The organism is Bradyrhizobium centrolobii, from assembly GCF_001641635.1.
GTDB lineage: Bacteria > Pseudomonadota > Alphaproteobacteria > Rhizobiales > Xanthobacteraceae > Bradyrhizobium > Bradyrhizobium centrolobii.
In genome coordinates this window covers 30,784-51,534 of sequence record NZ_LUUB01000002.1, presented here as the reverse complement: position 1 = coordinate 51,534, position 20,751 = coordinate 30,784, and the positions used below count along the sequence as shown (strand labels likewise).

The following is a 20,751-nucleotide window of genomic DNA, read 5'->3' as shown; positions in this document are numbered from 1 at the left end:
CCGGCATCAATGCGCATCGGCGCTCTTCTGCGCGGGATTGGCCGGGACCACGTGAACGACACGGTAGCCGTTCTCCCGCAGATACGCCAGGAAGGCCGGCATGATGGCGGCGGTGCGCGCCTTCGGGTCGTGGAAGAGGATGATACCCTTGCCGGCGGCGGCAAGCCGCTCGGTCACGAGCTTCAGCTCCTGCTCCGGGGTTATCTTGTTCCAGTCGCTGGCCCAGAGATCGGCCCCGAACACGACGATGCCGCGGGCCTGGAGCAGGTCGAGCGTCGCTGGCGTCGACTCGAAATAGGGGAAGCGGAAGAACGGCGTCGAGGGCGTTGTCGTCGAGGTGCGGTGCAGCGCCATCTCATCGGCCGCGATCCCGCGGTCGATCTCGGACTTGGCCTTCTCGAACGGGATCCGCGCCACGAACGGATGCGACCAGGTGTGGTGGCCGATGGTGTGGCCCTCGCGTGCGATCCGCTTCACCATCTCGGGATGTTCGGAGGCGTGCAGGCCGATGAGGAAGAAGGTGGCGCGCACGCATTCCTGCGCCAGCGCCGCCAGCACCTTCGACGTTGTCGGCGGATATGGACCGTCATCGAAGGTCAGCACGACCTCATGATCGGCGAGGGCAAGCGTCTGCGGAAAGCTCTTCAGCCCCACGCGCGGGGTGGTCCTGGCATCGACGCTCAGCACGCGCGAGGTGCCGAGCGTATCCTTGCGCGGACAGTCGGCGGCCTCGGCCGAGGCGGTGCCGACGAGGGCGGCGAGGATCGCGCCCACCGACATCAGGATCCATTTCGGCCGATGCATCTTTGTCATTGCGCTTGCAGTTGCGTTTTGGGTATTGCCTGAGCCGATAGCTCAAACCAGCTGATCCAACCTGTCAAACGGCGAGGCGCGCCATGGATGAACAAATGGACGTTGCCCCATCCGCCGCGGCCTCGGTACTCGACCACGTGCCGATGCGCAATGAAGACGGCGAAATTCGGCACGAATTCGTCGAGGAGATTGCGCGCGCGATCGAAGCTGCTGACAGCACGCTGCTCAGGGCCATCGTCGGCGAGCTGCACGAGGCCGATCTCGGCGATTTGATCGGAGCGCTCGAGCCCGACAACCGCGTCCGCCTGGTCGAACTCACGGGGCGCGATTTCGATTTCTCGGCGCTGAACGAAGTCGACGAGACCGTGCGCGAGGAGATCCTCGAGGAGCTGCCGCCGGAGACGGTCGCCGAGGGTGTCCGAGAGCTCGAATCCGACGACGCGGTCGAGCTTCTGGAAACCCTCGATCAGGCGGACCAGGAGGAGATCCTGGAGAAGCTGCCACTGCCCGAGCGCGTCGCGCTCGAGCGCAGCCTGCTTTATCCGGAAAATTCCGCCGGACGGCGGATGCAGACCGAGTTCATCGCCGTGCCCCAGGATTTCACCGTCGGACAGGCGATCGACTACATGCGCGAGACGCCGGATCTGCCCGGTCGCTTCTACGAGATCTACGTGGTCGACAAGGAGCAGCACTGGCAGGGCGCGGTGCCGCTCGACGTGCTGCTGCGCTCGCGCCGCCCCGTTCCGCTCGCCGACCTTTGTGACGAGGATCGCCGCCGCGTCTCCGTCCTGGAGGACCAGGAGGAGGTGGCGCGCATATTCGGCAAGTACAATCTCGTCGCAGCCCCCGTGCTCGACACCCAGGATCGCCTGGTCGGCGTCATCACCGTCGACGACGTCGTCGACGTCATCGAGGAGGAGGCGGACGAGGACCTCAAGGCGCTCGGCGGCGTGACCAGCGATGAGGAATTGTCCGACAGCGTGCTGACGATCGCGCGCGGCCGCTTCAACTGGCTCCTGGTCAATCTTGCCACCGCGTTCCTTGCATCCTCCGTGCTCGGCCTGTTCGAGGGCCAGCTCGAGAAGATGGTGGCGCTCGCCGTGCTCGCGCCGATCGTCGCGAGCCAGGGCGGCAACGCCGCGACCCAGACCATGACGGTGGCGGTGCGGGCGCTCGCCACCCGCGAACTCGGCTCCTCCAACGCCTGGCGCGTGGTGATGCGCGAGAGTCTGGTCGGCCTCGTCAACGGTCTCGCCTTCGCCGTGATCACGGGCATCGCGGCGGTGGCCTGGTTCAAGATCCCGGGCCTCGGCATGGTGATCGGGCTTGCGATCATCTGCAACCTCGTCGCCGGTGCGCTCGGCGGCATCTTGATCCCTATGGGGCTCGAACGGGTGCGGGCCGACCCGGCGGTGGCGTCCGGCACGTTCGTCACAACCGTGACCGACGTCGTCGGCTTCTTCTCCTTCCTCGGCATCGCGACGCTTTGGTTCGGCCTGAAATAGCCAAACGCGCCGCTATCGTTAATCCGAACTTAAGCGGCCTCGCGCATCATGCCCCCGCTAAGGGGATAAACATGCGGTTGCGGCTGAAGGCGGACGGACGGATCGTCGAGTTGCGGGACGGGCAGGAGTTTCCGGTGCAGCCCGCGGTCCAGGCTGCGCAGGGTGAGGCCGGCCCGCTCGCGGTGCGTGACCTGCGCCGCCGCGCCTGTCTCACCCAGATGGAGTTCGCCGCCAAGCTCGGCGTTCCCGTCGAGACCATCCGCAACTGGGAGCAGGGCAAGCGCGCCCCGCGCGGACCTGCCCGGGCACTGCTTGCGGTGATCGCGCATGCGCCGGACATGGTGTTCCAGGCGCTTGCCAAGGTCTGACGGCAAGACCTCATCAAGTCTGATCTGGATATCCCGTCCGCCTGCCGCCGCGTCGGTTGGCAGTGCCATGGGTGGGGTCCATAATGGCGGCCGGCGCGAACGTGAGAGAGGATTCCTCATGCTGTTCGTCGAGGCCAATGGCGCAAAGATCCCGGCGCTCGGGCTCGGGACCTGGGAGTTGAGCGGCCGCACCTGCGCGCGCGTGGTCGAGCAGGCGCTGCGGCTCGGCTATCGCCACATCGACACGGCGCAGGTCTACGAGAATGAGCGCGAGGTCGGCGATGGCTTACGCGCCTCCGGCGTGCGCCGCGACGACGTGTTCGTGACCACGAAGGTCTGGACCAACCATTTCGCGCCCCATGACCTCGAGCGCTCGGTCAAGGAGAGCCTGGCGCGCTTAAGGCTTCCCTCCGTGGACCTCGTGCTGCTGCACTGGCCCAATTCGCACGTGCCGCTGGCGGAGACGCTGGGGGCGCTGTCGCATGCCAAGCAAATGGGCCTGACGCGGCATATCGGCGTCTCCAACTTCACGGTGGCCCTGGTCGAGCAGGCGGTTGCGCTCTCGCCCGAGCCGCTCGCGTGCAACCAGGTCGAATATCACCCTTATCTGGACCAGACCAAGGTGAGGGCGGCCTGCGACCGGCACTCCCTTGCGCTCGTTGCCTACAGCCCGATCGCCAAGGGCCGCATCAAGACGGACCAGACGCTCGCCGCGATCGGGCGCGCGCACCGCAAGAGCCCGGCGCAGGTGTGCCTGCGCTGGCTGGTGCAGCAGAATGTCGCTGCGATCCCGCGCACATCGCGCGTCGAGCGCCTGTCGGAGAACATCGAGATCTTCGATTTCGAGTTGTCGGACGACGAGATGAGCCGGATCGCCGGGCTCGCCCATCCCAGGGGCCGCCTGACCGATTTCGGCTTCGCGCCGAAATGGGATTGAGGGGGGCTTCCGTTATGCTAGGACCAACGCGGCAACCCAAGATCGGGCGATGGAACTGCGGCGGATCATACGGACGGACATTGCAGCGTCGGCGATCGCGCATCTGACGCTGGTGGGGCTGATCATCCTGATCAGCGAAGTCCATCCGTTCCATGCCGCGCCGCCCGAGACGGTCTCCGTCGACATCGTCACACCGGAGCAGGTGAAGGAGCAGGAAGCGAAGGAGGAGGCGAAGGACAAGACGCCGGAGCCGCTTCCCGAGCTGCAACTGCCCAAGCTGGATTTCAAGGACAAGGTCGAGGCGGCCGCGCCACCGGCCAAGCCGGCGGCGCCGGCAGCGTCACCCGCGCAGCAGGCCTCGCCCGAGCCGCAACAGCCCCCGCAGCAGCAACAATCGCAGGCGCAGCCCTCATCGGAGCCGAAGCAGCGCGAGACCAACGCGCAGCCGCAACCGCAGGCGACGCCGCAACCGCAAGCGACACAGCAACCCCAACCGGCGCAGCAACCGCCACCCGTGCCGCCGCAGCCGCAAGCCGAGACGCCGGCCTATCTGCCTCCGGAGCCCGACGTCACCGTCAAATACGGCGTCATGCTGGGTCTGCCTCCCGAATTGCCGCCGCCGAAGGACGCCCCCAAGGACGACGGCGGCGATGCCAAGGATTCAGATTCGGCCAAGCTTGCACCTGAAGTCATCGCGGAGTTTCGCCGGCACTTGCGGAGCTGCGCCAAGCTGCCGGCCGGGGTGGCACCGACCGACAGCGTGCGCATCAAGCTGCGCACGGTGATGGCCACCGACGGCACGCTGGCGCGGGCGCCGATCCTGATCGAGGCCCCGCCATCCGCGAAGGGACCGCTGCTGGTGAAGTCCGCGATGAGCGCGCTCCAGGCCTGCCAGCCCTACAAGATGCTGCCGGCCGACAAGTACCAGGAGTGGAAGGTGATGGACCTTCCGTTCACGCCGCGGGATTTTGGCGGGTCGTAGCCTGCGGCTCCGCGACGCGGCCGCCCTGACGAAGATCAAACTCCGCCTCTACGGCTGGCCGGGCGGTCGCAGCTCCGCTGGGAAGATATCGGGAAACAAAGAATGCAGGCGCGCCGAGAGATCGACGAGTGCGGATATTGACTGCCCGATTGACTTGACGAGCTTTGAATACCCCTCGTCCGACAAGTTGTTTTTCATGTAGTGAGCAATGCCATCTAGGTTGCCTTGCACACCGATCAGCATTCCGTCGATTCAAATCGCGATGTCTCTTTCCATAACTGCTCCTGCCATCCAGTCGTCTTAGGTTGCAATGGAAAGTGCCTATGATCTTCCAAAAATGCCGTTGCTGTGGAACGAAGCAGAATTATGGCAAGCCGACGTCGGGGAAGGTCGCGCGCTGACAGCGGATACTTATCCTTCCTCTTGGCTGTAGGGTTACGGACACGGCCGCCGCAGATGGCGTGTTCGCCTCGACAGTGAAATCATCAATTCGTAGCGGTCGCTCTAGATCGCGCACATCGATGCTGACGAGTTGGACCTCTTCCAACACAAGCCGCCCCGATTGAGCCCCCGGATATTCGGGCAGGCCCTCAAAATTGAAGTAAAGGTCTTCAATTTCAAAGCTGATCGAATTCTGCTCTGGTCGCCACTCAAAAAGAGTGATTGTGCAATCGTGGAGGTTGCCAAGCCTGGTCAGGAAATTACTGAAGTCCTTCATCAGATTCCTTCTAATACACTGGCGTGGAATAGTGCGTAGGATGGGTAGAGCGGAGCGAAACCCATCATGCTTCATCGTCGGACAGAATTTCGATGGGTTTCGCTCCGCTCTACCCATCCTACGAGCTACGACTGGCCTGGCGGTCGCAGCTCCGCTGGAACGATATCGGGAAACAGAGAATACAGGGATTGCGAGAGATCAACGAGTGCAGACATTGACTGGCCGATCGACTTGACGAGCTTTGAACGTCAGTCGCATCTAGGTGCATAAACAGAAACATACAATGCACGGTTTCATCGTTGAGTTGAAGCTGCTTAAAATTTTCGGAATGGGTTCGGGCTCTCCGCCCTAACGCTGATGGCATTGCAGCGCGTCCGGGACACGAGAGTTTAGATCAATGCTCGAGACCGTGCCTCATCATCCACCGCCAACGCCTCCGGCGCCATCGCCGCCCAGGCGCTCGAGGCGAACTGTCTTCGCCATGTCACGATGACCACCGCCGCCGTGCTCACGAACAGCACCCAGGGGCTGACGAACCAGCCGAGATAGCCGAGCGCGAAGAAGAAGGCGCGTTGGCCGCGGTTGAAGTGGCGGCCGGCGGATTCGAACACGCGCGAGGTGCGGATGACGTGGGCTTCGGCCTCCGCCGTGTCGCGCTGGGAGGACGGCGGCATGCCGCCGAACAGGATCGCGACATAGTTGAACAGGCGATAGGCCCAGGCGAACTTGAAGAAGGCGTAGACGCAGATCAGCACGAGGCCGACGCACTTCAATTCCCACAGCGCGGGCGAGGGGCTGAGGTCGATCGGCAGCTTGCTCAAAATGGTGATCGCATCGCTGGTGGCGTGCAGCAGCGCCAGCGCGCCGCCGAGCGCGAACAGGCTGGTGGAGGCGAAGAAGGCGGTGCCGTTCTGGAGCGAGGCCATGATCTGCATGTCGACCATCCGCGTCTCACGGTCGAGCAGGCGGCGGACCCAGACCTCGCGGTAGCGATTCATGCGCGCCGACAGGCTGTTGCGGCCGTAGGCCGAATGCTCCAGCGTGAGGGCGTATGTTAGCCATTCAATGATGAAGAAGCCGACGGCCGTGATGTCGACCCAGTATCCGTGCATCGTGATCCCCTCTTTGCCTGAGGATTGCCATGCATGTTCGCAAGCGGCAACGATTGATTGGCGGTAGGCGAAAGCGCTACAAGCAGCCCGCACGATGAAGCCTCTAGGTAAGGACTGGTCACATGGCTGCGCTGAAACTTGCGATCGGCAACAAGAACTACTCGTCATGGTCGATGCGGCCCTGGCTCGCGTTGCGCGCCAACGACATCCCGTTCGTGGAGACCGTCATCCCCCTCTACACCGATAATCCCGCGGACAAGGAGCGCATCCTTTCCTTCAGCCGCGCCGGCAAGGTGCCGGTGCTGGTCGACGGCGACATCACGGTGGGGGATTCGCTCGCGATCATCGAATACATCGCCGAGCGCTACCCGGAAGTGAAGCTGTGGCCCGACGACGTCGCGGCCCGCGCGCATGCCCGTTCGGTGTGCGCCGAGATGCATTCGGGCTTCGTGCCCTTGCGCAGCGAATGCGGCATGAACCTGCATCGGCCGGTGCGCCCCGTGACACTGTCGGCGGATGCAAAGGCCAACATCGCGCGCATCCAGGAGATCTGGCGCGAATGCCGCAACCGCTACGGCGCCAAGGGACCGTTCCTGTTCGGCCGCTTCGGCGCAGCGGATGCGATGTATGCCCCGGTCGTGCACCGCTTCCGCACCTACGCCATCGACGTCGCGCCGGACACGAAAGCCTACATGGAGACGATGATGGCGCTGCCGGCGTTCCAGGAATGGACCCGCGACGGCCTCACCGAAACGCTCGTCATCGAAAAGTTCGAGACTGACTAATCAAGATTGTGATTTGGGTGCCGCTTGACGGCCTGCCGGCCAGCGGCGCTCAATCGCAGAGTGACGATCGTCGAAGGAAAGGGGACGGCCATGGGAATCCTGGACTCGCTGGAAAACAACCCCGCATTCCGCAGCGCGCTGAGCCAGCTCGGCGCGGCGGTGCTGCCGGCCGTGCTGGGCGAGGTGTTTGGCAACAACAACCAGGGCCGCCTCAGCGCGATCGTTGCAAAGCTCGAGCAGGCCGGCTTCGGCAACCAAGTGAAGTCCTGGCTCGGCAACGGCCAGAACCTGCCGATCAGCGCCGACCAGCTCCGCGCCGTGCTCGGCAGCGACGCCGTCCGCCAGCTTGCCGCGCGCTACAACATCCCGGTCGACCAGCTCAGCCAGATACTGGCCCAGGAGCTGCCCAAGGCCGTGGATCATGCGAGCCCCGACGGCAGGTTGCCCCACACCGCCTGAGGCCCTGGCTTCCCCGGTATTATCGGCGAGCCGGCTTTTCCGGTATCGCTCTGAAAACATTGCAAAAATGATACGTTTGCCATGCGGGTACGCCGCTGGCCAAAAAGGCCGGCCGCATGCTATAGAGCGGACCGGGTTTCCGGCCGGCCATCGCAGTGGGACCATGGGCGAGGCAGGCGCTGTTTGAGTAGGAGAGGGTGTTGAAGCACAAATTCCCCGTGGGCACGCGCGTATTCTTCACAGCCAGCAATATCGCGCGCCCGGCTGCCAGCGGCACCTATGAAGTTATCCGCCTGCTGCCGACGGATGGTGACGACTGCCAGTACCGGATCAAAAGCTCGACCGAAGCCTTCGAGCGCGTCGCCAAGGAAAGCCAGCTCGCACTGGGCTGATGGCACAGCGTATCGGCTCTGGCGGCGAGTTTGTTTCGTGCCGCCGTCAAAAAGGCCCGCTTCAGCTCGAAAAGGAGGCGGGGGCGGTTGCCGACTCGCGGTGCTTGCCTTGACAATTCGCTCTTTGCTCGCGTGAGGGGACATCGCGCATGAACTGGGCATGGGCCACTTCGCTCGACCAAAGCTGGCGCTCACCGGCCTTCCCGATGTGGCTGACGCTGGCCGCCGCCGCTTTTTTCGGCTTGATCCTCCTGTTCACGCTCGTGCGCGCCGAAAAGTCGGTCGCCAACGGCGCGTTGACGGTGATCACGCTGCTTGCCATCGGCATCGCGGCGGCCGCCACGATGCGCGTCTATGAACCGGCGGGACGAGGCGGTGCGAGCGCAGCCGGCGCGCCGGCCATGGTGACCGCGAGCCTGCCCGCGCTGTCCTGTCTCGACGATCTTGCCGGCGACGCCGTGCTTACGGGTTGCGAGAAGGCGCTGTTCGGCTCGCCCGACGCGGCCGCCGCGGCCGTCTCCTACACCGCAGCGCGGATCGATCGGCTGACGGCGCTCGGCGATGCCGCGACTGCCGAAAGCAGCATGACGCTGGAACTGAAGGCGCTGCGCAAAGCGCTGGAGCATGACCGCTACGGGGTCGTCGCGCATGTGCTGGTCGCGCGCAATGGATGCACGCAGTTCGATTGCGCGGCCTTCCGCTCTCTGACCGATCAGCAGCAGATCGCCGCGAACATGGATTCCCATCTCTACGATACGCTGGTCGCGCGCTATGCGCCGACCTGGAACACGCCCGCGGCGCCGGGGATGCCGGCCTCAGCCGCGCTCGCCGCGCTGCCACCGTCGGTGCCGACGGGCAAGCCGACCAATGCGGAGTTCCCGAGCGCCTCGTCAACGCCGGCGGTGAGCATCATGGCGCCGGAGCCGTCGACGGGCGGGGCCCGCCAGGCGCCTGCCGCGAACGCCGCGCCGCCGCCTGCTCCACGTGCCCCGGCCTCGGCACAGGCTTCGGCACCCGCACCGGCTGCGAAGAAGCCGCCGGCGCCGAAGGCCGCGCGCGCTCCGGCCGCCGCGCCGGTTCCGCTCGCGCCGCCGCCCGCCGCGCCAGCCCCCGCGGCTGCGGATAAAGACTAGATCGGCATTTCAAATCCGCGGCCGGCCCGCTAAATGTTTGGGCATGCCACTACATCTGATCAAGCTCGCCGTCGGCTGCGACTCCGTCAAGGAATTGAAGGAGTGGGTCGCCGAACGGATGCAGGCCGCCAAGAAGAAGGGGCTGCCGCAACACCACGTCCACATCACCCGCATGGTGCCCAAGCGCGGAGATGAGATTCTCTCGGGCGGGTCACTCTACTGGGTGATCAAGGGCGAGATTGCCGCGCGCGAGAAAATCATCGGCATCGAGCCGTTCCGCGACAAGGACGGCATCGGGCGCTGCCGGATCGTGATGCAGCCCAAGGTGATCTCGGTCTCGCCGCGGCCGATGCGCCCGTTCCAGGGCTGGCGCTATCTCACCGAAGACGCCGTGCCACCCGATCTCGGCAAGGCCGCCGCGGGGACCATCGCTGCGATGCCCGAGCCGATGCGTCGCGAGCTGCGCGACCTCGGGCTGCTCTGAGCATGATCCGGACCCGAAGGGCCGCGTTAGATCCGGGTCTCATCGCGCTTTAGACCGCGATGTTGTCGATCAGCCGGGTCGAGCCGAGCTTGGCTGCGACCAGGATCCGCAAGGGTCCGTCCTTGCGCGAGTTGGCCGGCGCAAGCGTCTCAGCGTGACGGACCTCGAAATAGTCGAGCGCAAAGCCGGCCGCCTTGATCATCTCGGCGCCCCCAGCCATGGCGGGTGCGATCGCCTCGCCAGCGCGGATACGGCCCGCGCTCTCCTTCATCGCACGGTAAAGGGTGGTCGCGATCTGCCGCTCCTCCGGCGAGAGGTAGACGTTGCGCGAGGACATCGCGAGCCCGTCGCGCTCGCGCACGGTACGGGAGCCGATGATCTTGATGCCGAGATCGAGATCCCGTGCCATCCGCGTCACCACTCGCAACTGTTGAAAGTCCTTCTCGCCGAAGATTGCGACGTCCGGCCGGCATTGCGTGAACAGCTTGCCGACCACGGTGGCGACGCCGCCGAAGAAGTGCGGCCGGAAGCGGTCCTCGAGTCCGGCCAGCGCCGGCCCCTCCGGCACGATGCGGGTGGCGAAGCCCTCCGGATACATGGCCTCGACGCCAGGGTGCCAGACGATGTCGACGTCTTCGGCAGCAAGCTTGGCGATATCGGCCTTCCAGGTTCGCGGATAGGCGCCGAAATCCTCGGTCGGGGCGAACTGGGTCGGGTTCACGAAGATCGAGACCACGACTCGGCTCGCGCGTCTCTTGGCCAAGCGCACCAGCGACACATGCCCGTCATGGAGTGCCCCCATGGTCGGTACCAGCGCGACCGTGGCTTTTCGCTTGCGAAGATTGTCGACGGCGCGCCGCAGGGTGGGGACCGTGCGGACGATCAAGGGGCTGGGTGACATCAGGACTCTGGGATGGTTGTGACTCGGGTGGGCCGCACGGTCTGCCGCGCGACCGGCTAACCTTAACAAGCGGCGGTCGTGGACGCCATGCAGTCGCATGCGGCAGAGCATCCCGCGCAGCGCCGCAATGGATGTCGCTGCATTGTGGACGGGAACACAGACGCAAGACTGCGCTGCGGTTCACGATGAAGAGCGATGCAGTGCTATTTCGATATCCTGTCACGCATTTCACTTGACCGCAGACGCGGCCAACTCGAAGATATTCAGCAGGGGGTTCGAGGTTCGTTATGCTTGTGCAGGCTAGCCAAAGCCAATCCGGCTCGGCGCATGTCGTCGTGCTGGGCAACGAGAAAGGCGGCTCCGGCAAGTCGACGACCGCCCTGCACATCGCCGTCGCGCTTCTCAAGGCCGGCCAGCGCGTCGCCACCATCGACCTCGACTGCCGTCAGCAGAGCTTCACCCGCTACATCAACAACCGTTCCGCCTGGGCGCGCCGTACCAAGCTCGACCTCGAGTTGCCGGTGCATCGTTGCATCAAGCTCGGCGAGACCATGCAGATCGCCGACAACGAGAATTCCGAGTTCCTGCAATTCATGGAGGCGGTCTCGGCGGTCGAGAGCAATTTTGACTTCATCGTCATCGATACGCCCGGCACCGACAGCTATCTGATGCGGCTCGCCCATTCGATGGCCGACACGCTGGTGACGCCGATCAACGACAGCTTCCTCGATTTCGATGTGCTCGGCACCGTCGACCCCACCAACTATGCGGTGACCGGCGAGAGTCACTATGCAGAGATGGTGCGGGACACGAGGCGCAAGCGCCGCCAGCTCGACGGCTCGACCACGGATTGGATCGTCGTGCGCAACCGCCTGTCCATGCTGGGCTCCCGCAACAAGCAGCTCGTCGCCGACGGCTTGAAGGAATTGTCGCTGCGGCTCGGCTTCCGCTACGTGGATGGCTTTGCCGAGCGCGTCGTCTACCGCGAGTTCTTTCCGCGCGGCCTGACCGCCCTCGACGAGATCGATGAAGCAACGCTCGGCATGCGGCCCAATCTCGGCCATCTCACCGCGCGGGAAGAGGTGACGAGCCTGCTCCGCCAGCTCAAGCTGCCGCTCGACGAGCGCGGCCGCCGCCGCGCCGCCAATCGCGCCGAGTGGTTCAGCCAGGTCGACAAGCCGCTCGAGGTTCACGACATCCTCGGCGCCTGAATTGGGCGGTACGGCGCTACTTCCGATAGAGGGATTTCCAGGCTGGAACCGGCGGTTCCCAGGGAACCGAGCGGGAGCAACGCCGTTTTCATGTCGCATTTGCCCTGAAATTGAAGTTGATAGAGTGAGGTTGCGTCCGAACTGCACCTACACCCTCACGTAGTGGTGCTGGAATAAGGTGCCCAAGAAACGTGTGCGGCGCACAATGAAAGGGCTGCCGGATCACAATATTTGGCCTTCCTGTCACGTGGCTGTGACATATATTAGGGAATAGGCGACAAGGGGCCGACGAGAGCCCTCTACCAACGATTTTCAACAGGGATCAGGCCAGAAGGTCTGGGGCTGAGGACGAAAATGAAGCGTGGAATTGCCGTTCTAGTTTCCGTCGGTGCCCTCTGCGGCGTCGCCTATTTCACGGCGAGCAAGTGGGCTATCAAGCACGAGACCATCACCTTCTACGACGCTTCACGCGACAACCGTCCGGTGCCCGTCGACGTCGCGATCCGTCGCGACAAGGAATTGCAGGCCAACGCCGGCATGATCACGCTGCCGGTCGCCGTGATCAATCACGGCAATACGGTCAAGAACACCGAGTACGGCTTCCTCGCCAACATCTTCGCGGCGCGCGGCTATCTCGTCGTCAGTCCGCAGCATGATCTGCCGACCGATCCTCCGATGGTGACCAAGCCCGGCGAGCTCTATGTCGGCCGGCTGCCGCAGATCCTGCGCGGTGTCGCCAACATCCATCTGGCGATGCAGGAAATGAAGAAGGTGCAGCCCAACGCCGACTACGCCAAGGTGACGATGGTGGGCCACTCCATGGGCGGCGACATCACGATGTATTTCGCCAAGCAGTATCCGGACGAGGTCAAGAAGGTCGTCACGCTGGACAATCTGCGCGTGCCCTTCGTCACCGCCGGCAAGTTCAAGATCCTGTCGTTCCGCTCCAAGGATCCGCAGTTCAAGACCGATCCGGGCGTGATCCCCACCGACGAGGAATGCGAGAAGGCGGGGATCCAGGTCGTGAAGACCGAATTCCAGCACAACGACATGCGCGACACCGGACCGGACGACGCGAAGAACTCGATCCAGGGCATGCTCGACAAGTTCCTGAGCGCCACCGACAGCGACATCGCGCCCGTCGATACCCGCTCGGCGCCGCCCAAGATCCTCGAGCCTGGTCCGGTTGCCTTGATGGCGCCCGCCAAAAGCTGATTGCGTCTCTCATTTAGCCAACCGACTTTCAAAGCCTCTGCCGGCGACCGCCTGCGGAGGCTTTGCGCATTGACCGGGCAGGGAGCGCTCTCCACATTAGGCTCTCACACAAGATGCGAGCAGGAATGTCCGGCGAACCGAGCAAACCGCGCAGCCGCGATGCCGTCTCGGCGCAAGGAGACGGCGCGCTGCCGCAGGCGAAAACGTCGACCTCGGAGGACATCGCGGCCTTCGTCTCCAAGGCCCGCGCCACGTCACCGCATGCGCCCGGCGCGAAGGGCCGGCTGATCTTCGCGCTGGACGCGACGATGAGCCGCCAGCCAACCTGGGATATGGCCTGTGCGCTTCAGGCGGACATGTTCCGCGAGGCAGCGGCGCTGGGCAGCCTCGACATCCGGCTCGTCTACTATCGGGGCTTCAACGAATGCCGCGCGACGGGCTGGATCTCCGACAGCACCAAGCTTGCGACGCTGATGAGCAAGATCGATTGCCGCGGCGGCGACACCCAGATCGGCAAGGTGCTGAGCGAAGCCCGGCGCGAGGCGGTGGCCTCCGGTGTGCGCGCCGTGGTCTTCGTCGGCGACGCCATGGAGGAGAAGGTCGACGAACTCTGCGCCAAGGCGGGCGAACTCGGAATGCTGAAGGTACCTGTCTTCCTGTTTCAGGAGGGCCATGACGCCGTGGCCGAGCAGGCGTTCCGCGAGATCGCGCGCCTGACCGGCGGCGCCTGGTGCCGGTTCGATCCGGGCGCGGCGGCGCAGTTGCGCGACCTGCTGCGCGCCGCCGCAGCCTATGCCGCCGGCGGCCGCGACGCGCTGTTGAGATTGTCGAAGACCACGAGCGGCGCGGCCATGCTGATCGGCCAGATGAAGTAGTCGGTCAGGCCGGTGCGGCCTGCGACGACGCTGCCGCCACTGGTGGCGGCAGCAGGCGCCCTTGCAGGATCAGGCGCAGCGTGCCGAGCGCGATCAATCCGACCACGAGGTTGGTCGCCGCGAACGGCCAGGGCGCGAGCAGCGCGATCGCCCCGGTATCGCCATGTCCGGTCATGCGGATCGGCGCGATGGCAAATGCGGTCGCTCCGAAGGTGAAGCCCCAATAGGACACCGAGAAGGGCTGCTCCATGATCCATGGAAGGAGGCGAAGCAGCAACAGCGCCATCATCAGCCCGTTTCCGACGAGGATATGCGCGACCATATCAGGCATGCCGCCATTGATCGCGAGATACGCAACCGCGCCGACTGCCGGTGGTGCGAGCTGGATGCCGAGCCTCGGGCGCAGCGCGCCAGGCATTGCCGAGACCTGCAAGTCCAAGCACGATGCCGAAGAATGCAGCCGGCACGATCGGCGGCTCGAAACCCTTGCTCATTGTCGCCCCCAAATCTTCGCGCCCGCTGGTTAGGACGACGGCGCCGTCGCGGCCTTCGTCACCGCCGCCGGCAGCGCCGACATGTTGCCAAGCACGGCCATGTCACCCGGCACGCCATGGCGTGCCGCGAGCCATGCCGGATCGTTGTACGACAGCCAGGCGGCGCCGGACGCATCCTGCCAGACCAGGGCCCTCAGCGGCAGGTCGATCCCGATGAACTGGACGGACTGCATCAGCGGCGTTCCGGCCTTAGCACTGCCGAAGATCAGGACTTCGGTCGGCCGCAGCGACAGGCCGACCTCGGCCGCGCCGGCGGCATGGTCGATGCGAGCGAAGACCTGCAGGCCCTTCGCCGTCACCTCGGCTTCCAGCCGGTCCATGGTCTCGCGAGGGCCGTACGGGCTCGCATGCGTCACCAATCCATCTGCACTCATATCCCAGCTCCGTTCCTGGCCGTGTCGGGCTGGACTATCGGGCGGTGCGGACGTTCCGGCAAACGAACTTCTTGTATCATCGCCGTTGCCGGCGCATCGAAAGACCGCCATGCATTTTTCTGGCGGGACGATTATATTCCGGTCATGCCGACCCTGATCGCCGGCGTTGTCGCCGTTGTCACTCTTTATCTGCTGCTCCAGATGTTCCGTGCCGCCAATCCGGCGGTGCTTGCGCGTGCCATCAAGGTGGGCGGCGGCGTGGTGGCGCTGGCGGTTGCGGCCTTCACCGGCCTGCGAGGCGAACTGGCAGTGGCGATCCCGCTCGGGATCTTCGGCGCAGGCCTGCTTGGCTGGACGCCGCTTGCGAACTCCACCTTCGGCAATGTCGGCGGGCTGTTCGGCGGCGGCGCGGCCAAGGCGACCGGGCAGAGCTCGCGCGTGCGCTCGCAATTCCTGGACATGCAGCTCGATCACGACAGCGGCCGGCTCGGAGGCCAGATCGTCGCCGGGCCGTACGCCGGACGCAATCTCGACGAGTTCGATCTCGCTGCGCTGCTCGCGATGGCTCCGGCTTTCGATGCCGAGAGCGTGGCCTTACTTGAAAGCTATCTGGACCGCCGGTTTCCCGCTTGGCGTCAGAACGCGCAGGGCGATGCGGCAGGGGGGCAGCGCCGCACGGCGGCGGGCGGCAAAATGACGGCGGAGGAAGCCTATCAGATCCTTGGCTTGCAGCCGGGGGCGGGGCGTGACGACATCAGCCGAGCCCACAAGTCCCTGATGAAGAAACTGCATCCCGACCAGGGGGGCTCGACGTATCTCGCTGCCCGTGTAAACGAGGCCAAGGATACTCTGCTTCGCACGCATAACGGCTAACTCCGGCAACACGCCACAAACGCCCGTACCGCGTCAGCTCCGCTTGCTCTGTTTGCCGTCGCCCAGATGCCCGCCATTGTCGGCGTGGTCGATCCCTTGAGCTAAATTTTAACCGTAAATTCTTGACGAGAAGTTGTCGCGGAACAGCTTTCGCATCACCGCATCCCCCAAACGAAAATGCCCGCGTCGGGAGCGCGGGCATTCGGATCGGAGCGAAGCGGACGATCAGTTGCGGACGGTGATGCAGGAAATGTCGGCGCGCTTCAGGGTGCGGCAGACGGCTTCGGCCTGGTCCCGCTCGAGCCCGGCGAAGCGGGCGCGGTAGAGCTTGCGATTGTCCTTGGCGACGACCTCGGTGAACGGATCGGCCCTGCTGAGCAGGCCGCGGGCCGAGCTGCGCGCGGCCTCGATGCGCTGCTGGGCCTCGCTCTCGCTCTCGAGCGCGCCGACCTGGACGATCCAGCCGCTATGGGTGACGACCGGCTTGGTGGTGCTCATCTGGATCGACTGCGGCGCCGGATCGACGGAAGCGAGCTTGGCGGCCGGCGCGGGCGCGGCGGCGGTTGTCGCCGGCAGCACGCCGAGGATGCCGTTGCCCGTTCCGAAGCCCGGCGGCTGCGCCGGCAGCTCGGTGCGGGCGGCCTCGGCCCTCGGGGCCTCCGGCTTGTTGATGATCCCAGGCTTGTTGACGAGGTCGGCGCGGGCGACGACCGCGCCGGAGGTTTCGGCGAGGTCTGCGCGCGGCGGAATGGTGCTGGTGACAGGCGGCGCGGCCTGCGCCGGGGCAGCGGAAGCGACCTTCACCGGACCGGCCTTGACCTGAACGGTCTTCACGCGAACCGGTTTCATCGGCTCGGACGATCCCGGGATGATCGAAAGCGGCTGGCTCGCGATCACGCCATTGGTGAGCGGCGCGGGCTCGATCTTGGCTTCGGCCGGCTTGGCTTCCGACTTGGGCTGGGCCGGCGGCATCGCGGCGGTGGCGGCGGCAAGCGCCGAGAGGCGCGAGGCCGGGCGCGCCGCCGGTGTTTCGGGAGCCGCGGCGGCCTGCACCTGCGGAGCGGGACGGGCCGGGGTCTCGGAGGCGTCGGCGACGTCGGTGTTGGCCTCGGAGCCGTTGCGCTCGCTGATGGCGGCGACGGTGCGGGTGCTTGCGCCCTTCTCGAGGTTCTCCGCGAGCAGGTTACGCATGATGGCGTCGCGCGAGCCGCCGCTGCGGCCGCCCAGGACCACGCCAACCAGGAAGCGGTTGCCGCGGTGCAGTGAGCTCACGAGGTTGAAGCCGGAGGCGCGGGTGTAGCCGGTCTTGATGCCGTCGATGCCCTCGACACTGCCGAGCAGGTGATTGTGGTTGCGGATCGACTGTCCCCGGAAATTGAACGAGGCGGTCGAGAAGTAGCGATAGTAGCGGGGGAAGCGGTCCTGGATGGCGCGGCCGAGCGTGGCCTGGTCGCGGGCCGTCGTGACCTGCTCATCGTTCGGCAGGCCCGAGGCGTTGCGGTAGACCGTCCTGGACATGCCGAGTGCACGCGCCTTGCGCGTCATCATCTGGGCGAAATCGTCTTCGTCGCCGCCGATCGCTTCGGCGATCACCACGGCCGCGTCGTTGGCGGAACGTGTGACGAGACCTTTGATCGCATCCTCGACGCGGATGGTCTGGCCCGGACGCAGGTTGAGCTTGGTCGGATCTTGGTCGGCGGCGTGCTGCGACACCGGCATTTCGGTGTCGAGCTTCATCTTGCCGGACTCAAGACGCTCGAACAGCAGGTAGAGCGTCATGATCTTGGTCAGCGAGGCGGGATGGCGAAGCCCGTCGGGGCTCGTCGACTGGAGTACCGCGCCGGAATTGCCGTCGACGATGATCGATGCGAACCGCGAGCTGGAGCTCTCGGACGCATCGCGCTGCACCCGGTGGTGCGCGTGATGCCGATAGCGCCGCGCCTCGGCCGCATCGGTGGTGACGATGACCGCTGTGGTGACTGTAAGAAGCCCGAAAACCCCAACCCGCGCCAAGCGCGAGGAAGACAAGCTTTTACGAAGCATGAGACCCCGTCCCCGTTTCTGACTTGATCACCGGCTCGTGAGGCAAAATTGTGCCCTGCGGACCCGGATCATGACCTGCTCAAGCCGTCCCTTCGCTGGTGCTCGATGCGAGGGCGGCGGGCCTGAGCCGCTGTTCTGGCTTAAGGTGATGTTCTCAAACGGCTTTTGACCGCTTGCGGAAGGTGAACACGTCCAGGGAATCAGGGTAGGGGCGCACGGTTTCCAAAAGCTTAAGGAACCCTTGCGGGAAACTCCGGGAATCATCTCAATTTCTATATATTTTTGTGCGTCGCACAAGATTCTTGACTTTTTTGTGCATTGCACTAATTGTGGGCAGAGTCAGGGAGCCGGGGCTTCCCGACAAATGCCAGGGAAAAAGGATTCCGAGATGTTCAAGGTTGAAGACTTTCAGAACTACGGGAAAGAGCAGTTCGAGCAGTGCGTCGCCTCCGCGACCTCGGTGCAGCACGGCCTCCAGGCGATCGCCAGCGCTTACGGCGACTACACCAAGAAGTCGTTCGAGGATACCAAGTCCTTCGTTGAGAAGCTTTCCGGCGTGAAGTCGCTGGACAAGGCCCTCGAAGCGCAGACCGATTTCGCCCGGTCCAGCTACGAGACCTTCGTCGCGGAATCGCAGAAGATCGCCGGCCTCTACAGCGATCTCGCCAAGCAGGCGTTCAAACCGGTCGAGACGATCGTTTCGAAGTTCACCCCGGCTGCGAACTGACGCGCTTAACAAGTTCCTGGAATCAAAAAGCCCGGCTGAACCAGCCGGGCTTTTTCGTTTGAGGTGAGCGATCCGCCTCAGCGCGCCACGCGCAGCTTCGACAGCGAGGTGCCGATGTCCTTGAACACCGAGATGGTGTCGGTTGCCGACTTCACCAGATAGAACTTGTCGGCGCTGCTCGCGCAATATTGCAGCACGCCCGAGGTCGGATCACCGCTGGTGTTCACCTGCACCGTATAGATGGTGATGTTATAGGGCGAGGCCTTGGCGTTGCCGCACAGCTTCTTCTGCCGGTCGTCGATCTGCGACGCATTGGTGTACCAGCGGTTCTGCGTGTTGAGACCGTCGGAGAGCAGAACGATCGCGTCCTTGTAGGTGTAGTTCGTGTCCTTGGCCGGCGCGTTCATGGGATCGCCGGTCGACAGCGTCAGCCAGCCCCAGGCGAGACCGATGCCCTGGTTCGTGTTACCGGTCGGCTTCATGTTGTCGATCACGGTCTTGAGTGAGGACCAGTCGTAGCTCAGGGGCATGATCGGCTGCAGATAGGCCGAGCTGCCCGACCGACAGTAGGAGTACTGGTCGGCCGGGAAGAGCGTCGACGTATTGCCGCTCGTCGGCGTGGTGTTCTTGATGTCATAATCCTGGTCGCGGTCGACCACGCAACCGGTCCAGGTATTGTGGTTTGCCGCCGTCCAGGTCTTGCCGGCGTTCACGCACTGCGACTGGGACGTATACCTGGAGTTGCTGCAGGTCCCGTTCGCAGCTCCCCAATCGGTGAAGTCGATCCAGTACTTGCTGTAATTGCTGGCGCCAACATTGACGTCCTTGGCGAACGGAATGATCGAGATGTAGACGTCGCCAGTATTTTTGGCGAGCGCGCTGAGCTGATCGATCAGGTTCTTGGCCGCCGTCTGCATGGCCGCCATCTTGCCGTTGTCGGCCATTGATCCGGTGTTGTCGAGCACCATGGCGACGCGCATGCGCGTCATGCCCCAGGCGCTCGTCGAGCTGGTCCCTATGTCGAGCGTCGGGAAGCCGGCGACCTTCATGAAGGTCGTCGTGTACGTGCCGCTTCCCGTGACCTGGATGGTCGAGCCCATGGACGAACTCGCGGTATAGTTGGCGGCGACGGTAACCTTCGGCAGGGTGTTGGTATCGGTGAACAGCGCGTTGAAATAGGACTGCGCCTTGGTGTTGATGTCCGCCGTCGTGATCGTGCCGGCCGACAGGTCCTTGGACAGCATCAGGGCGGTGGAGTCGAGCGCGGCCTGCATCGATGAGCGGGCCTGGACCGCACGGCTGTAATCCACCGCGGCGCCTACGAAGCTCAGGACGGGGAGCAGTGCGATGGCGAAGATCACTGCGATATTGCCTTGCTCGGCAACCGCGAAACGGGCGAGCTGCCGACCAATACGGCTCACAACGGGCAGGCGAAACATGATGATCCCTGAAATCTGTGGTTTTGCCCGATTTCGCGCCAGCCCATTGAACGGCAGGTAAATAGGACCGTAGAAAGCCGGAGATATCACCGCGCGAAACTGTCGCAGGGCACACGCGTCAGTGTTCCTGGTCAACACGTTCTGAACGGGCTTGCCGGAAATTTTTGTCAAATCGATCGGGATTGATTAACCTTGGTCGGGATCGCCGGACCGGGAATCGGGACCGTCGCGGCCGCATTGGCCGGCCTTGCACGCTTGCGGCAGGCCGGGGGTAGGCCCATATTCCGTCGTGACTGATCCGGCCTGGATCGGACCGGTCGGGAGCGGCGATCCAAAGGGCGGCGCGCCTGTGCGAGGCTCCGAAGGGCGGGGTTCGCGGCGGACCGTCATCCGCTTCCGTGGGGAATTTGAACGCCTGTGCCATGCCGCAACTAGCTTCCAGACTCGACCTGTCCGCGCCAGCCACCGTCCACGCTCCCCGCATGGGCAATGACGAGAACCGCTCCGGCGGTCAGTCCGGCCCGAGCACCTCCGTCATCACCAAGGTCAAGCCCAAGACCAAACGGCCGAACCTGTACCGTGTGCTGATCCTGAACGACGACTACACGCCGATGGAATTCGTCGTCCATGTGCTGGAGAAGTTCTTCAACAAGGACGTCGAGGCCGCGACGAAGATCATGCTGCACGTCCACCATCACGGGATCGGGGAGTGTGGCGTGTTCACCTACGAGATTGCCGAGACCAAGGTCACGCAGGTGATGGATTTCGCCCGCAAGCACCAGCATCCGCTGCAATGCGTGATGGAAAAGAAGTAATCGCGCGCTCGAAGCCGGGTTCTTCTTCCGCGGCGG

General features: G+C 64.5%; 24 protein-coding genes. 15 read left to right on the top strand and 9 right to left on the bottom strand.

Features of this window, described 5'->3' with window-relative positions:
• Positions 1 to 6: 6 nt before the first annotated feature.
• Complete coding sequence (locus AYJ54_RS00290; protein WP_063695927.1) at positions 7 to 780, bottom strand: polysaccharide deacetylase family protein; 774 nt, start codon at positions 778 to 780, stop codon at positions 7 to 9.
• Between the two features lie 116 nt (positions 781 to 896).
• Between AYJ54_RS00290 and mgtE the strand changes: the two genes are divergently transcribed.
• From mgtE to AYJ54_RS00270, 4 genes are all read left to right on the top strand, one after another.
• Positions 897 to 2,318: a magnesium transporter gene (mgtE, locus tag AYJ54_RS00285; RefSeq protein ID WP_063695906.1), complete on the top strand. Its 1,422-nt coding sequence runs from the start codon at positions 897 to 899 to the stop codon at positions 2,316 to 2,318.
• 71 nt (positions 2,319 to 2,389) lie between these two features.
• Complete coding sequence (locus AYJ54_RS00280) at positions 2,390 to 2,686, top strand: helix-turn-helix domain-containing protein (RefSeq protein ID WP_063695905.1); 297 nt, start codon at positions 2,390 to 2,392, stop codon at positions 2,684 to 2,686.
• Positions 2,687 to 2,804: 118 nt separating this feature from the next.
• Positions 2,805 to 3,623, top strand: a complete 819-nt coding sequence (locus tag AYJ54_RS00275) for an aldo/keto reductase (protein ID WP_063695904.1) — start codon at positions 2,805 to 2,807, stop codon at positions 3,621 to 3,623.
• Between the two features lie 49 nt (positions 3,624 to 3,672).
• Complete coding sequence (locus AYJ54_RS00270) at positions 3,673 to 4,605, top strand: hypothetical protein (RefSeq protein WP_063695903.1); 933 nt, start codon at positions 3,673 to 3,675, stop codon at positions 4,603 to 4,605.
• Between the two features lie 48 nt (positions 4,606 to 4,653).
• Here the strand turns inward: AYJ54_RS00270 and AYJ54_RS00265 are convergent, their stop codons facing one another.
• The 3 genes from AYJ54_RS00265 to AYJ54_RS00255 form a co-directional block, all read right to left on the bottom strand.
• The gene (locus AYJ54_RS00265; protein WP_063695902.1) at positions 4,654 to 4,848 is read right to left on the bottom strand and encodes a hypothetical protein; all 195 of its coding nucleotides are present in this window, start codon (positions 4,846 to 4,848) and stop codon (positions 4,654 to 4,656) included.
• Between the two features lie 121 nt (positions 4,849 to 4,969).
• Positions 4,970 to 5,323, bottom strand: coding sequence for a hypothetical protein (locus AYJ54_RS00260; RefSeq protein WP_063695901.1), 354 nt, complete (start codon positions 5,321 to 5,323; stop codon positions 4,970 to 4,972).
• A gap of 389 nt (positions 5,324 to 5,712) precedes the next feature.
• Positions 5,713 to 6,435 carry a DUF599 domain-containing protein gene (locus AYJ54_RS00255; RefSeq protein WP_063695900.1) on the bottom strand — a complete coding sequence of 241 codons (723 nt, stop codon included), beginning with the start codon at positions 6,433 to 6,435 and terminating at the stop codon, positions 5,713 to 5,715.
• Positions 6,436 to 6,557: 122 nt separating this feature from the next.
• Between AYJ54_RS00255 and AYJ54_RS00250 the strand changes: the two genes are divergently transcribed.
• The 5 genes from AYJ54_RS00250 (at position 6,558) to AYJ54_RS00230 (ending at position 9,688) form a co-directional block, all read left to right on the top strand.
• Positions 6,558 to 7,220 (top strand): glutathione S-transferase family protein, encoded by a 663-nt coding sequence (locus AYJ54_RS00250; protein WP_063695899.1) that lies wholly within the window; start codon positions 6,558 to 6,560, stop codon positions 7,218 to 7,220.
• Between the two features lie 90 nt (positions 7,221 to 7,310).
• Positions 7,311 to 7,679 carry a YidB family protein gene (locus AYJ54_RS00245; protein ID WP_063695926.1) on the top strand — a complete coding sequence of 123 codons (369 nt, stop codon included), beginning with the start codon at positions 7,311 to 7,313 and terminating at the stop codon, positions 7,677 to 7,679.
• Positions 7,680 to 7,879: 200 nt separating this feature from the next.
• Positions 7,880 to 8,071, top strand: a complete 192-nt coding sequence (locus AYJ54_RS00240; RefSeq protein WP_063695898.1) for a hypothetical protein — start codon at positions 7,880 to 7,882, stop codon at positions 8,069 to 8,071.
• A 149-nt stretch (positions 8,072 to 8,220) separates the two neighbouring features.
• On the top strand, positions 8,221 to 9,204 hold the full coding sequence (locus tag AYJ54_RS00235) for a hypothetical protein (protein ID WP_063695897.1): 984 nt from the start codon (positions 8,221 to 8,223) through the stop codon (positions 9,202 to 9,204).
• 43 nt (positions 9,205 to 9,247) lie between these two features.
• Positions 9,248 to 9,688 (top strand): DUF1489 family protein, encoded by a 441-nt coding sequence (locus AYJ54_RS00230; RefSeq protein WP_063695896.1) that lies wholly within the window; start codon positions 9,248 to 9,250, stop codon positions 9,686 to 9,688.
• Positions 9,689 to 9,737: 49 nt separating this feature from the next.
• Here AYJ54_RS00230 and panC read toward each other — a convergent pair whose 3' ends face one another.
• Positions 9,738 to 10,589: a pantoate--beta-alanine ligase gene (gene panC / locus AYJ54_RS00225; protein ID WP_063695895.1), complete on the bottom strand. Its 852-nt coding sequence runs from the start codon at positions 10,587 to 10,589 to the stop codon at positions 9,738 to 9,740.
• A gap of 287 nt (positions 10,590 to 10,876) precedes the next feature.
• On the opposite strand from panC, the gene AYJ54_RS00220 reads away from it, so the two are divergent.
• The 3 genes from AYJ54_RS00220 to AYJ54_RS00210 all read left to right on the top strand — a co-directional run bounded on the left by AYJ54_RS00220 (position 10,877) and on the right by AYJ54_RS00210 (position 13,890).
• Positions 10,877 to 11,800 (top strand): division plane positioning ATPase MipZ, encoded by a 924-nt coding sequence (locus tag AYJ54_RS00220; protein WP_063695894.1) that lies wholly within the window; start codon positions 10,877 to 10,879, stop codon positions 11,798 to 11,800.
• A 354-nt stretch (positions 11,801 to 12,154) separates the two neighbouring features.
• Positions 12,155 to 13,015, top strand: a complete 861-nt coding sequence (locus tag AYJ54_RS00215) for an alpha/beta fold hydrolase (RefSeq protein ID WP_063695893.1) — start codon at positions 12,155 to 12,157, stop codon at positions 13,013 to 13,015.
• Between the two features lie 125 nt (positions 13,016 to 13,140).
• The gene (locus AYJ54_RS00210) at positions 13,141 to 13,890 is read left to right on the top strand and encodes a hypothetical protein (protein ID WP_063695892.1); all 750 of its coding nucleotides are present in this window, start codon (positions 13,141 to 13,143) and stop codon (positions 13,888 to 13,890) included.
• A 4-nt stretch (positions 13,891 to 13,894) separates the two neighbouring features.
• On the opposite strand, the gene AYJ54_RS00205 is transcribed toward AYJ54_RS00210, so the two are convergent.
• Positions 13,895 to 14,308 (bottom strand): SLAC1 family transporter, encoded by a 414-nt coding sequence (locus AYJ54_RS00205; RefSeq protein ID WP_245328825.1) that lies wholly within the window; start codon positions 14,306 to 14,308, stop codon positions 13,895 to 13,897.
• Positions 14,309 to 14,413: 105 nt separating this feature from the next.
• Positions 14,414 to 14,818, bottom strand: a complete 405-nt coding sequence (locus AYJ54_RS00200) for a DUF302 domain-containing protein (protein WP_063695891.1) — start codon at positions 14,816 to 14,818, stop codon at positions 14,414 to 14,416.
• A 144-nt stretch (positions 14,819 to 14,962) separates the two neighbouring features.
• Here AYJ54_RS00200 and AYJ54_RS00195 point away from each other — a divergent pair, with 144 nt between their 5' ends.
• On the top strand, positions 14,963 to 15,691 hold the full coding sequence (locus AYJ54_RS00195; RefSeq protein ID WP_063695890.1) for a DnaJ domain-containing protein: 729 nt from the start codon (positions 14,963 to 14,965) through the stop codon (positions 15,689 to 15,691).
• Between the two features lie 225 nt (positions 15,692 to 15,916).
• Here the strand turns inward: AYJ54_RS00195 and AYJ54_RS00190 are convergent, their stop codons facing one another.
• Positions 15,917 to 17,734, bottom strand: coding sequence for a D-alanyl-D-alanine carboxypeptidase (locus AYJ54_RS00190; RefSeq protein WP_063695889.1), 1,818 nt, complete (start codon positions 17,732 to 17,734; stop codon positions 15,917 to 15,919).
• A 388-nt stretch (positions 17,735 to 18,122) separates the two neighbouring features.
• Here AYJ54_RS00190 and AYJ54_RS00185 point away from each other — a divergent pair, with 388 nt between their 5' ends.
• Positions 18,123 to 18,461 carry a phasin family protein gene (locus AYJ54_RS00185; RefSeq protein ID WP_063695925.1) on the top strand — a complete coding sequence of 113 codons (339 nt, stop codon included), beginning with the start codon at positions 18,123 to 18,125 and terminating at the stop codon, positions 18,459 to 18,461.
• Positions 18,462 to 18,538: 77 nt separating this feature from the next.
• On the opposite strand, the gene AYJ54_RS00180 is transcribed toward AYJ54_RS00185, so the two are convergent.
• Positions 18,539 to 19,900, bottom strand: coding sequence for a TadE/TadG family type IV pilus assembly protein (locus tag AYJ54_RS00180; protein WP_063695888.1), 1,362 nt, complete (start codon positions 19,898 to 19,900; stop codon positions 18,539 to 18,541).
• 482 nt (positions 19,901 to 20,382) lie between these two features.
• Here AYJ54_RS00180 and clpS point away from each other — a divergent pair, with 482 nt between their 5' ends.
• A complete protein-coding gene (clpS, locus tag AYJ54_RS00175; RefSeq protein ID WP_063695887.1) occupies positions 20,383 to 20,715 on the top strand; it encodes an ATP-dependent Clp protease adapter ClpS in 333 nt (110 codons plus the stop codon).
• Positions 20,716 to 20,751 lie beyond the last annotated feature (36 nt).